This window comes from Pseudomonas sp. CFBP13528 (assembly GCF_005233615.1).
In the GTDB taxonomy this organism is placed as follows: domain Bacteria; phylum Pseudomonadota; class Gammaproteobacteria; order Pseudomonadales; family Pseudomonadaceae; genus Aquipseudomonas; species Aquipseudomonas fluorescens_AM.
Map to the genome: position 1 here is coordinate 534,782 of NZ_QGAJ01000002.1, position 14,264 is coordinate 549,045.

Annotated in this window: 21 protein-coding genes; 19 read left to right on the top strand and 2 right to left on the bottom strand. The window is 59.9% G+C overall.

Annotation, left to right across the window (positions count from 1 at the left end; all coding sequences use genetic code 11):
• Positions 1-71 precede the first annotated feature (71 nt).
• Positions 72-443 carry a hypothetical protein gene (locus tag PspCFBP13528_RS05880; RefSeq protein ID WP_065951833.1) on the bottom strand — a complete coding sequence of 124 codons (372 nt, stop codon included), beginning with the start codon at positions 441-443 and terminating at the stop codon, positions 72-74.
• A complete protein-coding gene (locus tag PspCFBP13528_RS05885; RefSeq protein ID WP_065951834.1) occupies positions 436-924 on the bottom strand; it encodes a type II toxin-antitoxin system antitoxin SocA domain-containing protein in 489 nt (162 codons plus the stop codon). Before PspCFBP13528_RS05885 ends, PspCFBP13528_RS05880 begins: the two co-directional genes overlap by 8 nt.
• Positions 925-1,179: 255 nt before the next feature.
• On the opposite strand from PspCFBP13528_RS05885, the gene PspCFBP13528_RS05890 reads away from it, so the two are divergent.
• The 19 genes from PspCFBP13528_RS05890 (at position 1,180) to PspCFBP13528_RS05970 (ending at position 14,255) form a co-directional block, all read left to right on the top strand.
• Positions 1,180-1,923, top strand: coding sequence for an XRE family transcriptional regulator (locus PspCFBP13528_RS05890; protein WP_170827578.1), 744 nt, complete (start codon positions 1,180-1,182; stop codon positions 1,921-1,923).
• A 593-nt stretch (positions 1,924-2,516) separates the two neighbouring features.
• Positions 2,517-2,855, top strand: coding sequence for a phage holin family protein (locus PspCFBP13528_RS05895; protein ID WP_065951835.1), 339 nt, complete (start codon positions 2,517-2,519; stop codon positions 2,853-2,855).
• Positions 2,856-2,874: 19 nt separating this feature from the next.
• Positions 2,875-3,390 (top strand): hypothetical protein, encoded by a 516-nt coding sequence (locus PspCFBP13528_RS05900; RefSeq protein ID WP_065951836.1) that lies wholly within the window; start codon positions 2,875-2,877, stop codon positions 3,388-3,390.
• A gap of 3 nt (positions 3,391-3,393) precedes the next feature.
• Positions 3,394-4,002 carry a phage baseplate assembly protein V gene (locus PspCFBP13528_RS05905; RefSeq protein ID WP_101219409.1) on the top strand — a complete coding sequence of 203 codons (609 nt, stop codon included), beginning with the start codon at positions 3,394-3,396 and terminating at the stop codon, positions 4,000-4,002.
• A gap of 12 nt (positions 4,003-4,014) precedes the next feature.
• The gene (locus PspCFBP13528_RS05910; RefSeq protein ID WP_065951838.1) at positions 4,015-4,347 is read left to right on the top strand and encodes a phage baseplate protein; all 333 of its coding nucleotides are present in this window, start codon (positions 4,015-4,017) and stop codon (positions 4,345-4,347) included.
• A complete protein-coding gene (locus PspCFBP13528_RS05915) occupies positions 4,344-5,339 on the top strand; it encodes a baseplate J/gp47 family protein (RefSeq protein ID WP_137199803.1) in 996 nt (331 codons plus the stop codon). The genes PspCFBP13528_RS05910 and PspCFBP13528_RS05915 overlap by 4 nt, the downstream gene beginning before the upstream one ends.
• Positions 5,336-6,064, top strand: a complete 729-nt coding sequence (locus PspCFBP13528_RS05920) for a phage tail protein I (RefSeq protein WP_065951840.1) — start codon at positions 5,336-5,338, stop codon at positions 6,062-6,064. The genes PspCFBP13528_RS05915 and PspCFBP13528_RS05920 overlap by 4 nt, the downstream gene beginning before the upstream one ends.
• Entirely contained in the window at positions 6,061-6,591 is a 531-nt protein-coding gene (locus tag PspCFBP13528_RS05925; protein WP_065951841.1) for a phage tail protein, read from the top strand. Before PspCFBP13528_RS05920 ends, PspCFBP13528_RS05925 begins: the two co-directional genes overlap by 4 nt.
• A 47-nt stretch (positions 6,592-6,638) precedes the next feature.
• Positions 6,639-7,421 (top strand): phage tail protein, encoded by a 783-nt coding sequence (locus PspCFBP13528_RS27490; RefSeq protein WP_065951842.1) that lies wholly within the window; start codon positions 6,639-6,641, stop codon positions 7,419-7,421.
• Between the two features lie 11 nt (positions 7,422-7,432).
• Positions 7,433-7,735: a hypothetical protein gene (locus PspCFBP13528_RS05935; protein ID WP_065951843.1), complete on the top strand. Its 303-nt coding sequence runs from the start codon at positions 7,433-7,435 to the stop codon at positions 7,733-7,735.
• Positions 7,736-7,822: 87 nt separating this feature from the next.
• Positions 7,823-7,996 carry a hypothetical protein gene (locus PspCFBP13528_RS27575; RefSeq protein WP_175413291.1) on the top strand — a complete coding sequence of 58 codons (174 nt, stop codon included), beginning with the start codon at positions 7,823-7,825 and terminating at the stop codon, positions 7,994-7,996.
• A gap of 2 nt (positions 7,997-7,998) precedes the next feature.
• Positions 7,999-9,165: a phage tail protein gene (locus PspCFBP13528_RS05940; RefSeq protein ID WP_065951844.1), complete on the top strand. Its 1,167-nt coding sequence runs from the start codon at positions 7,999-8,001 to the stop codon at positions 9,163-9,165.
• Entirely contained in the window at positions 9,165-9,671 is a 507-nt protein-coding gene (locus PspCFBP13528_RS05945) for a phage major tail tube protein (protein WP_065951845.1), read from the top strand. Before PspCFBP13528_RS05940 ends, PspCFBP13528_RS05945 begins: the two co-directional genes overlap by 1 nt.
• Before the next feature lie 52 nt (positions 9,672-9,723).
• Positions 9,724-10,305 (top strand): phage tail assembly protein, encoded by a 582-nt coding sequence (locus tag PspCFBP13528_RS05950; RefSeq protein ID WP_065951846.1) that lies wholly within the window; start codon positions 9,724-9,726, stop codon positions 10,303-10,305.
• On the top strand, positions 10,302-10,427 hold the full coding sequence (locus PspCFBP13528_RS28030; RefSeq protein ID WP_269801678.1) for a hypothetical protein: 126 nt from the start codon (positions 10,302-10,304) through the stop codon (positions 10,425-10,427). Before PspCFBP13528_RS05950 ends, PspCFBP13528_RS28030 begins: the two co-directional genes overlap by 4 nt.
• 6 nt (positions 10,428-10,433) lie before the next feature.
• Positions 10,434-12,656, top strand: coding sequence for a phage tail tape measure protein (locus PspCFBP13528_RS05955; protein ID WP_137199804.1), 2,223 nt, complete (start codon positions 10,434-10,436; stop codon positions 12,654-12,656).
• The gene (locus tag PspCFBP13528_RS05960; RefSeq protein ID WP_065951848.1) at positions 12,656-13,039 is read left to right on the top strand and encodes a phage tail protein; all 384 of its coding nucleotides are present in this window, start codon (positions 12,656-12,658) and stop codon (positions 13,037-13,039) included. The genes PspCFBP13528_RS05955 and PspCFBP13528_RS05960 overlap by 1 nt, the downstream gene beginning before the upstream one ends.
• Positions 13,032-13,244, top strand: a complete 213-nt coding sequence (locus tag PspCFBP13528_RS05965) for a tail protein X (protein WP_065951849.1) — start codon at positions 13,032-13,034, stop codon at positions 13,242-13,244. The genes PspCFBP13528_RS05960 and PspCFBP13528_RS05965 overlap by 8 nt, the downstream gene beginning before the upstream one ends.
• Positions 13,245-13,253: 9 nt before the next feature.
• Positions 13,254-14,255 carry a contractile injection system protein, VgrG/Pvc8 family gene (locus PspCFBP13528_RS05970; RefSeq protein ID WP_137199805.1) on the top strand — a complete coding sequence of 334 codons (1,002 nt, stop codon included), beginning with the start codon at positions 13,254-13,256 and terminating at the stop codon, positions 14,253-14,255.
• The last annotated feature ends 9 nt before the right edge of the window (positions 14,256-14,264 follow it).

Below are 14,264 nucleotides of genomic sequence, written 5' to 3' on the forward strand. Positions count from 1 at the left end.
GTGACAGAGAAGCTGGGTTTCCCGGACCGCCAGACGGGGGCAAACCAGCGATCCATACCCATGGACACCGGCTATCTGGACTTACGCCCACTGGCCGGAAACAACCCTCTGATCACCCCAAGAAACGCCGCAAACAAATTGATTGAAGTCGCCGTAGTGATGGCAATCAGCACGTTATCCGAGAACGGCGCCTTACCCGAGTAATACGTCGACCACCCATTCCACACCAGCAGCACCGCCCAGAAGATCACACCACAAGCCGCAAACCAAAATGCGCGTCCCGCATATTTCTTGCGCAGTTGCCGTTCGGCCTTCTGGTCTTTGAGGTTCTGGTTTCTTTCATCGTCGGTGCCTGTGGCTTGTTCGCCACCGGCTTGGGAGTCCTGGTCAGGCCCTGCCACCGGGGGCAGGGTCAGTTCCAGGTTGTCGAGTTCTTCACTCACGGATGCGGCTCTTTGGGTGAATGAGTGCTGCCATGTCTTCCCAGTCAATGGCGGAACCGTCGGCGCCCTTGAGGGCCCAGGCTGTGCCGTCCTCGTGGGAAAGGTTGGACAGTTGGGTGCCGGACCACTTGCCGTATTTGTTAATGATCCGGTCAATCAAGCGATGAGTGTAGGTATCGCTCTCAGGAACCCTTGGTGTCACGAAGACAATGTCTTCGGCGTCGGGCTTCAGGTTGCTGAGCAGCGACGTCACCGGGCGATTACCGTAGGATTTCAACTCATGGTACAGCGACGGGATGACCGGGCCATATTGCCAGCGGGCGAAGTGATCATCCATCAGCGGCTGATCCCGTTCACGCAGATGCCAGGACTGCGTGTAGAACAGCAGTTTTTGCAGCTTCATGGGCGTCAGGCCCGAAAGCTTGCCTTCCTTCGCGCGTTCAATGAAGGCGTTAGCGACAGCTAGCGCTGAATAAGCCATGAGCACCTCCGTCGTTGCTGGCCATGTTGTTCAAGAGTCTTATACATAGGCCCTGAATTGTCGATAAGCAAGGGCGCCTGTCCGTCCGCTCGGTATGGCATCAGGCTACCCTGCGGCGATAGCAAACGGTTCTGAATGATAGAAAACAATTAACTGTTTGCCTATACAGTGTTTTATTTCAATCTAAACAAAATTGTGTGTTTAATGCATAAATATGCAAATTAGCATTTGCCAACCGTCAAGACTCCCGTCAATATCCGCGTTATGCAAAAACGCAACGTTTCTATCGTCTTGAAAGAGCTGCTGGATCGCGATCGGATCTCCCCCACGGAGCTTCACCGACGCACCGGTGTGCCTCAATCCACACTGTCCCGGATCCTCAGCGGCAAGATCGTTGACCCGTCGGACAAACACATCTCTCGCATCGCCGAGTATTTTCGCGTCAGCACCGATCACCTGCGCGGGCGTGCCGGGGTGGGTGCTTTGCGAGATGATGGGCGCGACCCGATGCATTCGGAGCTCAAGGACATAAGCCTGTGGGACGACGACACGCCCGTTAATGATGACGAGGTGTCGATCCCCTTTCTGCGCGAGGTTGAATTGGCTGCTGGATCAGGAAGATTCGTCATCGAGGAAAGTGAGAAAGCCAGCCTGCGCTTTGGAAAGCGCAGCCTTCGGCATAACGGCGTGCAATTCGACCAGGCCAAATGCGTGACGGTGCGTGGCAACAGTATGTTGCCGGTACTGCGCGATGGCGCGACGGTAGGGGTAAATGCCGGCAAGAGCGGGATTGGTGACATTGTCGATGGTGACCTGTATGCCATCAATCACAATGGCCAGCTACGGGTGAAACAGCTCTACCGTCTGCCTTCCGGGATTCGCCTGCGTAGCTTCAACCGTGATGAGCATCCGGATGAAGACTACAGCTTCCAGGATATTCAGGACGAGCAGATCAGCATCCTCGGTCATGTTTTCTGGTGGGGCATGTATGCCCGCTAACCTCCTCGCGTAGGACGAAACCCGCCCATAAGCGGGTTTTTTTTTGCCTGCAGAAACCCGCCAAACCCCAAGCCCGTAAGGCTTTGAATGCATTCGTGCATTTACGCAGGCAAAATAAATGCATTTATGCATTGACTGTATATGCATACATGCATATTCTTCATCTCAAGCCAGCCAACAAGGCCTGGTGGAGGTGGCAAGGATGCTGCCAAGGAAGACAAGGAAGGCACGCAATATCGGCAAGGACGCCATCAGAGCGATGGCAGGGATGCCAGGTAACACCGGCAAGGATGCCGACGCTCTTTAGTTTCACCCCAGCTTCAAGAACAGGCAGCGATGAACCGGCCTTAACGGTTCAGAGGGTTGGCAACTGACCCGGGTGTGCAGCGTAAAGCACCGCAAGCAGTTATCCGGCAGACAGGGATCGTGGTCGGAAAAACATTCAGGAAAGGACCGTACCGCGCCAGTAGCGCCGAAAGTCCGAGGACATCATTACTGAAAAGCCCGGGCTACCGGGCTTTTTGGAATGCCTACCTATCGAAGTGTGTGTAATTGAAAAACGGACTATTCAGTGCTCAGCCAGGAGGCGTGACATGACAAACGAACAACAAGCGTTAGCGGAAATGCCTATCTGGCTGGTGATCATATTGGCCTTGATCGGCGGCGTTTCCGGCGAGATGTGGCGCGCCGACAAGGAGGGCGCCCGCGGCTGGTCGCTGATCCGCCGTCTGGCGCTCAGGTCCGGCGCGTGCATGGTCTGCGGGGTTTCGGCCCTGATGCTGTGTTATGCCGCCGGTATGTCGATCTGGACTGCCGGCGCCATTGGTTGCCTGACCGCGATGGCCGGCGCCGACGTGGCCATCGGCCTCTATGAGCGCTGGGCGGCCAAGCGCATCGGGATCAATGAAGGATCCCGCCAGGACCCGCCGTAATCGCAAGGACGCTACCCAAATGACCCTTATCGAAAAGCCATCCCAACTTCCCCAGGCTATCGGCGTGGCGCTGCATGCGGCCTTTCCGGACCTCAAGGTCGGCAGCCACCGGGAATTTCAGAGTGACCTGGAGAAAACCGGCGTAATGATCACGGTTGAAGGCAATGGCCCGGGTCTTCGCTCCCGCGAAGGCCGCAAGGCCCATGTCCTGGCCATTTCGCTCAAAGCCATGGTGGCTCCCGGCGCATTGCCGTTCCAAGCCTGCGACCTGGCCAGCCAGCTGATGGACCTGGTTCTGGATAACCGCTGGAGCCTGCCTCAGGCCCAGTGCGATTTGCCGACCCATATTGTTGCCGCTCCCGCTGTGCTGACTACCGCAGCAACGGACTACGACACCTGGACCGTTTCCTTCACGCAAATCCTCTACCTCGGGCCCGAGTTACTCAACGATCCTACAGGCCGAGCGCTGTATGCCTGCACCTGGGACGTTTTGAACATCGATGACCCCGATCAATACAAGCCACTGGCGGAGTAGCCCATGTTCGACGCGCTGTTACGCATGCAACTGGGGCCGATCGTCGAGCGCCTCGCGGAAATGGAGGCCCAACTGGAAGACCTGTACCGACGCGCTGAAAGCTTCTGCCGGATTGGCGTTTGCCAACAGGTCGACGCCGCCAGCACTACCTGCCGGGTCAGTCACGGTGAGTTGCTCACGCCGGCCATCCGCTTTTTCAACCCCAGCGCCGGTGCGCAAACCGAAACCCGTATTCCATCCGTAGGCGAGCACTGTCTGTTGCTCAACTACGGCGGTGGGGAAGGGGGCGCGCAGTCCGTGGCTTTGTTCGGCCTCAACAGTAGTCTGTTTCCGCCAGTCTCGACGGTTCCCTCCATGACCCGGCGGCGCCATCAAGACGGCACCCAGAGCGACTACGACGACGCCAGTCACACCTTCAACTGGGCCAACGGGCCGACGATGTTCACCGGTTCTCGCGAACAGGTTGACCTCAAGGTCGGTGCCGCCAGCCTGACCCTCAATCCGCAGGGCATCACCCTGCAAATCGGCGGCACCGCACTGTTGCTGGATGCCGGCGGTGCTCACTTCAGCGGCCCGGTGATAGACCACCAAGGTCGGGTCATCAGCCCCTGATAAGGACATCCCATGATTGGCATCGATCGCAACACCGGGGCAGCCGTCGATGACTGGCCGCAATTTGTGCAGCGCGCCACCCGAGCGCTGACCACACCCGTTGGTACACGGCAGAAGCGCCCGCTGTATGGCTCGCTGATCCCGCAGTTGCTCGGGCAGAACCTGGGCGACGACCTGCTGCTGCTCGCCCAGAGCCATGCCGCCCAGGCGTTCTACAACGCCCAGAACGGCATCGGCGACTTTCAGCCCCAGGTCATCGTCGCCACCCGCCAGGGCGCCGGGCTGCTGCTGCGTTTTGCCGGCACCTGGAAAAACCGCCAACAATCCTTCGAGGTCGTGACATGAGCATGCTGATCCCTGGCCAGAACCAACTGGCCGAGCCGGCGATTATCGCGGTCGATGCGTTCGAACCCTTGCTGGCTGAGTTCAAGGCGTTCGTGGTCGACTATGTCGCAGCAAGTGCGCCGCAAAGCGCGGCCAAACTCAAGGTCAGCCTCGACAACGAAAGTGAGCTGCTGACCCTGGCCCTGGAAGCTTTTTGCGTGCGCCTGCAAACCCATGAGCGCAAATACAATGCACGCATCAAGCAGATGCTGGCGTGGTGGGCCACCGGCAGTAACCTGGATGCACGCTTGGCGGATATGGGCCTGGAACGCCAGGTACTCGACCCCGGTGACCCTGCGGCTTTCCCGCCCCTGCCGCCGATCCTGGAAAGCGATGACGATGCCCGCCTGCGTTACTACCTGGCACCCCACGCCCCGGCGGCGGGCTCGCGGATGCAGTATCGCCGCGAAGTTTTCACCCTCGGCGAGCGGCCGGTGGTCAAGGTTCAGAGCGCATCGCCGGGCGTGGTGACCGTCAACTACACCTTCGATCCGGACGGTTATGCCGCCCAGGTCAAGGACGGTAACGGCCGACGCATCGCGCCCGGCGAAGTGATGGTCACCGTGTTGTCTCGTGAGGGCGACGGTACCCCATCTGCCGATTTGCTTGACGGTGTGCGTCGACATTTCGCACGGCCGGATGTACGCCCGGAAACCGATCTCGTCACCGTCCAGGGCGCACAGATTCAGCCCTACAGGATTCGCGTCATCGCCAAAATCCACGCCGGGCCTGACTCGGGCTTGACCCAAGTGGCGGCGCAGCAACTGCTGCAGACTTACGCTGACTCCTGTCATCGCCTGGAAGGGCGCGTCGACCCCAGTTGGATCGACTACGCCATTCACAGTGCAGGGGCGGCGCAGCTGCACATCCTGGAGCCGCTGGCGCCGATTGTCAGCAGTGCGTTCCAGGCCCCGTATTGCACGGGCGTCGAGGTGGAGGTGCGCACGCTATGAATGATCCCAAAGCGAGTGTGTTGCCGGTCAACAGTTCACCGCTGGAGAAGGCGCTGGATATAGGGTTCGGCAAGCTGCTTGACCGGGTCGCACCGCCGTTGCCAGCGTTGATGAACCCGCTGCAAACCCCCAGCGAATTTCTGCCTTACCTGGCCGCCGACCGAGGTGTCAGCGAATGGGATGCCCAAGCCAGCGAATCGGAAAAGCGCCTGACCGTGGCCTTGTCCTGGCAGATCCAGCGCCAGGCCGGCACACCCAAGGCCTTGAGCTATGCCGTGGAGTCACTGGGGTTTACGCCCAACATCAGCGCCTGGTTTCAGCAGCGGCCAACCGGCACGCCGTATACCTTCGACGTGCAGGCGATCATCGGGCGCAGTTGGTCCAGTGGCGACCACAACCGGCTGATCCGTCGCATCAACGCGGCCAAGAGTGAGCGCGATCAGGCCACGATTACCCTTGTGCATGAAACCTACCAAGGGCTGCGACTGGCTGGTGCGGCTGATCCTGGCTTGAGCATCGGCGAAGACAGCCCGCCCGGCGCCTTGCCCGAAATGAAGTTACACGGTGCGTTCTCCCTCAACAGCGCCACTCACGCCCCGCTCAACGATGGCGAGTTGCTGCTTGAAGGCGTGCTGCCGGAACTCGGGCTGGGCGCCCGGCTGAACAGTGCCGGGGTTGCCCGGCACTACACCATTAACGACTACGACCTCAGGGCGCAGCCATGACAGATGAAATCACGCGCCTGGTGCGCTTCACCTCCAAGGGTTTGGATGAAGTGCTGCAGGCCAGGAACCAGGGCCTCAAAGGCGAAATCACCCACATCGGCGCCGGTACCGGCCGCTACACCCCCGACGGCACGGAAGTGGCGTTGCGCGATGAGCGCCAACGGGTCGCCATTGTGGATTACGAAGACCTGGGCGAACGCCAACTCAGGATGGCCGCGCTGTTTGACGGCGACGATGAGTATGAAATTGGCGAGTTCGGCTTTTACCTCGCCAGTGGGACCTTGCTGGCGGTGTATTCCGTGGCAGGGAAGTTGCTGACGTATAAAGCGGCGGCGGCTCGGGTACTGCAGAAGTTCACGCTGGATATATCGCCGTTGCCGGCTGATAGCGTGACGATTGTGGTGGGGAGTGAAAATCTGAATGTGTTGCTGGCTGAGGAAATCGCCATTATGGCGGCGGCGTCGGTGGGCAATATGTCGCGGCACGTGGATTTGATGTTTCGAGTGATGCATCTCGAAGCGAAGTAGTTGCACTGACAACAGGGCTGGAACGGTTAACTGACAGGGAGTCAATGATGGGAATTGAAACGACTATTACGAAGGTTGTGGATGCGTGCAATAAGCTGACGGAGACGGTGACTAATCAGATTGGCAAGATTGATGCGCGGGTAGAGGCGGCGTCAAGTCAGTTCACGGCGTGGCGTAACAGTGTGCAGGCGAAGGATATCAATGGGCGCGCGCTTTATAAGCAGGAAATTGATCTCACTGGCTTGTCGACGGAGGTGCTTTATCCTGTTTGGTGGACGATGCCCGGTAACGAGGCGGGTGAAACAGAAATCACTGTCTCCCGAGTATATTTTCGAGACAGTGAAAAAGCGCCCTTTGGCGAAGGGATATATCACATTGCCGGCTTGAACTTGCAACTTGAGGGTGTCGGGTATCTATGGAACGGAGATGCTAATTTCTTAGCTATCAAACGAGTTTCTCAAACCTACCGTGAAACGGTACGGGGTATTTCATTCGGAATGATTTGTACCGCTCGTGCTGTTACTGGACTTAAACCGATGTACCTGGGGTTGGTCGCTGGTCAAATTACAAATGCCCCTCAGTTTTCTGGGATGTACTTGAGGGGCGGGCTAAGTTACACCATTACCAAAACCTTTGACTATCCGGTGAGTTACAGCAAGTTAGACGCTGAAGTGATAATGAAAGATGACGTTAATCCCGATTGGGAAGTACGTTGGGCGGTGAAGCCTTACACGTTGGCTCAGGCTGATGCTGTGCTCGGGAAGGCCCTTGAAGAGAAGCGTCTGGCCTATTCCCACGATAACGACATTCGATATACCGCCAAGGTTTAAGGACTGATCAAATGACTTTGTTTATTGAAAAGTTGGTAACCCCTGCTGGTGACTCGTTGATCAACGTGCCTGCTAGTACGCAGACCCTTAAAGGCCTGGGCTTTAGTGATGCGGCTGGCCAGGTGCTCATCGAGAACGCTACTGCAGCTGCCGCACTCGCTAGCACAATTGCGGCTCGCCGCTCTGCCTATGTCAGCGAAGCTGACCCGATGTACCTCGAGTGGCAATTCGACGGTACGGCTGAAAAGGAGAAAGAGTGGCGAGCTAAGGTTGCTGAAATCAAAGCGCGCTTCCCGTTGCCGAAAGACAAGTAGTCACCCACCGCGAAAGCGGTTTTTTTTCGCCTCCCCAAAGCCCCTCTTGCAGGGGCTTTGGCATTTCTCACCCGGAGAACCCTACCCATGCCCACGCGCCAAACCTACACCGTCCTCATCCCTTTCCCCACCGGTAACGGCCATTGGTCTACCGCTGGCGAGGAGCTGGAACTGCTGGACGTCGAAGCATCCGCCCTGCGCACCGCCGGCCGCCTGGAACTGACCAGCGTCCTCAATTCCACCTCCAAGAAGGCTGATTAATCATGGCTGAGGTTTTGAACTTCGAGCACAACGGCATTACCGTCAATGCCACCGAATCGCCCGAGGCCATGGGTGGCCTGGGCGATAATGTCATCGGCCTGGTGGGCACCGCCCCCAATGCCCATGCATCGATCCCGAAAAACGCGCCGTTTCGCATCAACAGCTTCACCACCCAGGCGCTGCTCGACCCGACCGGTACCGAGTCGGGCACCTTGTTCCAGGCGGTGTACCAGATCCTCAAAGTGGTCAAGGTGCCGGTCTACGTGGTGATTGTCGAAGAGGGCGCCACCCCGGCCGATACGATTAACAATGTGATCGGCGGCAACGACCCGGTCACCGGTCGCAAACTCGGCCTGGCTGCCCTGAGCAGCGTGCCTGAAGACCTGACCATCATTGGCGCTCCGGGCTTCACCGGCACCAAGGCCGTGGCCGGCGAGTTCGCCTCGTTCGGCAAGCGCATCAAGGCCCGTGTGGTACTCGATGGCAAGGACGCTTCGGTCGCCGACCAAGTGACCTACAGCGGCGAACTGGGCGGTGCCGACCTGGGCTTCGACCGTTGCCTGCTGGTGCACAACATGCCGTCGGTGTATTCCAAGGCTGCGAAGAAGAACGTATTCCTGTCGCCCTCCTCGTTGGCTATCGCTGCGCTGGCCAAGGTCAAGCAGTGGGAAAGCCCAGGTAATCAGGTGACCTTTGCCGAAGACGTTTCCCGCGTCGTCGAGTACAACATCCTCGACACCTCCACCGAAGGCGACCTGCTCAATCGTTATGGCGTGAGCTACTACGCCCGCACGGTGCTCGGCGGTTTCTCGCTGCTGGGCAACCGCTCCATTACCGGCAAGTTCATCAGCTATGTCGGCCTGGAAGACGCCATCAGCCGCAAGCTGGTCAAGGCCGGCCAGAAGGCCATGGCCAGGAACCTCACCAAGTCCTTCATGGACCAGGAGGTCAAGCGCATCAACGACTGGCTGCAAACCCTGGTGGCCGACGAAACCATCCCTGGCGGCAGCGTCTACCTGCACCCGGAGTTGAACAGCGTCGAGAAGTACAAGAACGGCACCTGGTTCATCGTCATCGACTACGGCCGCTACGCGCCGAACGAACACATGGTTTATCAACTCAACGCCCGCGATGAAATCATCGAGCAGTTCCTGGAGGACGTTCTCTAATGTTTACCAACCGAGTCAGACAGGCCATTGCGGCCACCCTCCAAGGCCTGCCGCTGTCGGCCACGGTCGATTCCTTTACGCCACCGAAGATCGAGTTCGAAATGGACCCGATGACCGGCGGGCGCTTCATTGCCGAAGAAGTGGCCAAAAGCGCCAAGGTGCTGGGCGCAACCCTGGTACTGCAAGGGGCTGGTGCAGAAATCCTGCTGGCGCTTGGCGTCACGCAGGGCGATGACATCCTGTTGAACGTGCGCGAAGCCGGGCAGGATCAGGATGGCAAGACCTACTTCACCTACCACACCGTGGGCGGCAAGTTGAAGTCGTTGACCGAATCCGCGCTGACGATGAATGCCAAGCCCGTTACCACCCTGGAACTTTCCTGCCGCACCTATAACCGTCTGGAAAACGGCATTCCGGTGATCGATATCGACGTGCGCACCCAGAAGTTCGTGCTCAACGGTGTCGACATTCTCGGCGATGCCCGCCGCGCCGTGCTGATGCCGTAACCACCCAGGGGGCGGGTCAGCTCGCCCCCACACCCTGTCAAGGAATCACCCCATGGCCTGGATGCCTGCGCTACACGTCCTGCTGTCCCCGATCACCGCCGACACCGGTGTTGTGATTGAGCAGATTCAACTCAAACCCTTGTTCTACGCGCCACAGAAAGACGCCCTGGCGCGCGCCGGTGACGACGAGGATGAGCAGTTTTTCGAACTGGCCAAGCTCGCCACTGGCCTGTCGGAAAAAGAACTCGACCAACTCAAGCGCCCGGACTACGTCAGCATCGCGCAATACGTACACGAGATGTCGACCCAGCCTGCATCGTTTTTTCTCGATCAGGCCGATGTGCCGCGCCAATCGCTGACCAGCGAGGAGGTCGCGCTGCTGCTTCCCCTTCAAGCAAGCGGTCGCACGCTCACCCACGTCACCCTGGAAATGCCCGCCTTGCGCGCCACCAAAGTGATGAAAAAACTGCCCACCAACAAAGAACGTGCCGAGTTCATCACCGCCCATTGCGCCGGCCTGATGATTCCCGATCTCGCCGGCTTGACCGTGCCCGACTGGACCGAACTGCAGGGGCGCATCGACGATTTTTTAAACAAACCGGCGGACTTCTTTCGGAACGCGACATCGAAGTGATCCTCGATGTCGTACCGCTGGTTTACTCAGTAACCGAAGCGGAAATCCTCGATTGGGACGCCGGCAAGGCCTTGCGCCGCTACGACATCGCGATCAGTCGCCTTGGCGTTAAACAGGAGTAGAGCGGGATGGCAGACCGTAATAACCAAGCTGAGTCAGCCATCGCCAGGGACGGCGTGATGATCCAGCGCTCACCCGAAATGGCCGGCGCACAGGCCAGCCTCAATCCGATCGCGCCAACCCTGGCGAGTCCGGCTGAGGCGGTGCCGGGAAGTGCCGCGAACCTGGCGTTGGCATTGGCCGATGCCAGCCTGCAGATCAATCATCTGGCCGAGAGTCAGGCCCGGCTTGTGGATACGCTTGAGCTGTTCAACGCCTCGTTGCTCAAGGTGATGGACGCCCGCCAGGCCGACGCCATCGAGGCGACGGGCACGGGCGATACGAGCACCCGCACGACGGCCCCCGCGGGTACGCCATCGCAGGCACTGGATGCCGCGATGACCGACCTGGACCAACTGCTGCAATTTGTCGGGCGCGAGCGCAGGTCACTGCGCGAAGCCAACCTCGCCATGGCGACCGAGCCGATGGTGGCGGCCAGCGGCGCGAGCGCCGTGGACTTGGCGAAGGTCGAATACGTAGCGGCCAAGTCGGGTATTGGCAGCAGCCGCGTTGATGCGTCAGGCAATATCGACCAGGCCGGACGCCAGGCAGACCTGCAGCAGTTCGCCCGCGATGCCGCGATCATGGCGACGGCGTTCAAAATCGATGTGAAGCATGCCGGCGAACTCATGGGCGGATGGCGTGAGTCACTGCACCTTGACCGCGCCCAAGCCCTGGATCTGGCCGACGCGACAAACGTGCTGGGCAGCGATGTCTCGCTCAAGGCCGAGGCAGCGGACATTGCAGCGATCGTGCAACGTCGCGGCGCCACCGCAACGGCTGCGGGCATGCTCCCCGAGCAGGCAGCGGCGCTTTCGGCGGTGTTGTTGAGTGCCGGTAACAGCAAAGGTGCTGCGGAGCTCGGGCTGGAAAAAATCAGTCTCGCCCTGGCCAAAGGCGACAGCGCTTCTCCCGCGCAGCGCAGTGCCTGGGCAGCGCTCAAGCTTGATCCCAAAGAGCTGGCCAGTGGCATGAAACAGGATGCCCCGCAGACCCTGCTTACCGTGCTGGAAGCACTCAAGTCACAACCGGCTGAAAGGCAGGCGGCGCTGGCGGCGCAACTGTTCGACGGTAACCAGTCGATTCTGAGCCTGGTGCCGATTATTGACAGCGTGAAACACGCCTTTTCGCAGGTGGCCGAAACGTCCACCTACGCCACCTCGGCGTTAGGCGATCAAGGCTCTGTTCAGCGCGTTGCAGCGATTCGCGCCGATTCCTCCCAGGCTCGACGGCAGGCCTATGAGGCCAGTACCACGCGCTTGCAAACTGCCTCCGATGTGGCCCTGGCGCCCGTCGTGGATACCTCGCTGACGGCGATGACCGGTTTGGTCAACGGCGTGAGTGGCTTGGCTGAAGCGCTGCCTCACACTACCGCCGCCGTTACGGTGGCAGGGGCTGCACTGGTGGCTGTGTTTTCCGGCGTGTTCGATGCCGTGAAGGACAAGGCATTTGAAAAGGTTGCGGGGAAAATTTTCCGCGAAGGACCTGCCGCTGACCCTACCGCCCGCCCGCAGCACACTCAAGGTAATGACGCCCATACAGGCAAACGCCCGCCAGATCCGGCGTCCGGTCCTGACCGCCCTAGCAAAACAGTGAAGGCCAACAAATTCGCCAAACGGGCTTCGTTGGGCCTGGTGCTGGCACAGGCCGGAGTTGATGTCACGCAGGGCGCGCTGACGGGGAATCCGGGTCAAGCGCTGGGCTCCAGCGTGGGCTCGGTAGGCGGCGCCGTCGCCGGTGGCGTTGCCGGTGAATTCGCCGGCATGGCGATTGGTCGAGCTGTCGGTACGCTTGCCGGAGCGGTGATCGGTTCGGTGGTACCGGGTGCCGGGACGCTGCTGGGCGGGGTCATGGGCGGCGTCGCCGGTGGCGCGATCGGCAACGTGGTGGGCGGCGCCGTCGGTACGTTTGTCGGCAGTGACGTGGGGGCATGGCTTGCCGAGAAAGTAATGGGTTCCGGGGATCGCTTGCCGTCTCCCACGGATGTCAGCCACAACCTCAACAACCCTCAAGCCGATAACCGCCAACTCAATTTTGCCCCGCAAATCACTATCAACGCGCCGGAACAAGCCAGCTATCAGCAATTGGCGACACTCGTGGTGCAACAGATCGAAGCGCAATTTACGCCGCTGTCGATGGACAACCTGCTGGCGACGCGACGTGGCGCGGCACTGACCGATGGAGCTGTGTAATGCGACAACAGATGGTGTTGGGCACGTTTATTTTCGGGCTGTCCCGCGGGTTCGCCTACGACAGCCTTGATCGTGGCAGCAGTGGTGGGTGGGTGAGCCTGGATATCATTGCCGGCAAACCCAAATCCAGCCAGGTGGGGCAGGGCCTTGAAACATTGGCAGTTGGCGGCAAGGCCGCGCGTGCCAAGGGCATGCAACGCCTGGATGAGCTGCGAGCCCTGCAGGACCTGCGCGTGCCGTTGCCTCTGGTGGATGGCCTGGGGCGTAACTGGGGGTTATGGACCATCAAGTCGATCAGCGAAAAACAAACCAGCGTCATCGACGACGGTACCGCGATGGCGATCACCTGGTCGCTGGTATTGGAGGAATTCGTCAATGCGTAGAGTCCGAAGTATTGCGGGCGATTCAGTGAACCTGCTGCTCTACCGAGAGCTGGGCCGCTGTGATGATGCCGCGGAGGAAGCGCTGTGGCGCTTGAATCCGGAGCTGGCGGAGCAGGGCGCACTATTGCCAGCCGGCGTCAGTGTGCTGGTGCCCGAACTGGATGCAAAGCCTGTCGCGAGCCGGCCGGTTTCAGCCTGGGATTAAGGAGCGATCATGGCACTTGGATTCACACCGGTAGTGGAGCTTTACGGCGCCAATGCCGCATTGTTCAACGAGCGGCTATTGGAGTGGGAGCATATTGACGCAGCGGGATTCGTGTCCGACCAACTCAAGTTGACCCTCGATATCGAGGGCTTTGAAGGCCTGCCCGATCTGGGCGGAAAAGTCGGCTTGCGCGTCGGTTATCGGGAGTCCGGTCTGGTGGATAAGGGCGCGTTCAAGATCACTCAGCGTACACCGTCGCTGTTCCCGATGCGCCTGGTGCTGGTGGCGACGGCGGCGCCGTTCGATGAGCATGAGTTCAAACAGCGCCGCACCGCCAGCCATGGGCCGACAACCCTGGGCGCACTGTTTCGTCAATTGACCAGCCGCTACGGGTTCTCCCCGCGTGTGGCGCCTGAGCTCGATGGCGAGCCGATCGCGCATATCGATCAGACCAACGAAAGTGACATGGCATTTCTGACCAGGCTGGCCAAACGCTTCGATGCAGTGGCCAAGCCTGTGGATGAGCTTTACGTGCTGGGCCGTAAAGGTCAGGTCAAGTCGTTGTCGGGCAAGGCACTGCCGGATGTGCGCTTGTCCGTCACCCGTGACAATCACCCGGGCGACCACGCCTTCATCAGCGCCAGCTTCACCGAGACCAGTCGCGCCAAATATAACGGCGCGCAGACGTCCTGGTGGGATGCGGCGGCCGGCAAAAAGCATGTCGTAGAGGTGGGCATCGCACCGTTCAAAGTGGTGACGCAGCGCTACCAGAGCGAGGACGAAGCGCGCTCGGCGGCGCAGGGCGAGATGCGGCGTGTGGGGCGAGAAGGGCTGCAGATCAATGTGGTGTGCCCCGGTAATCCGTCGCTGGCCGCTGAAGGGTTGCTGCTGCTGGACGAGTCGTGGCCGGGCTTTATGCAGGGACGCTGGTCGATCAAGACGGTGACGGCCAGCGGTAACCGCACCGGCGGCTACCGGTGCACGATCCAGGCCAGTGGTTTGTCGGTGTAGACATTTTTT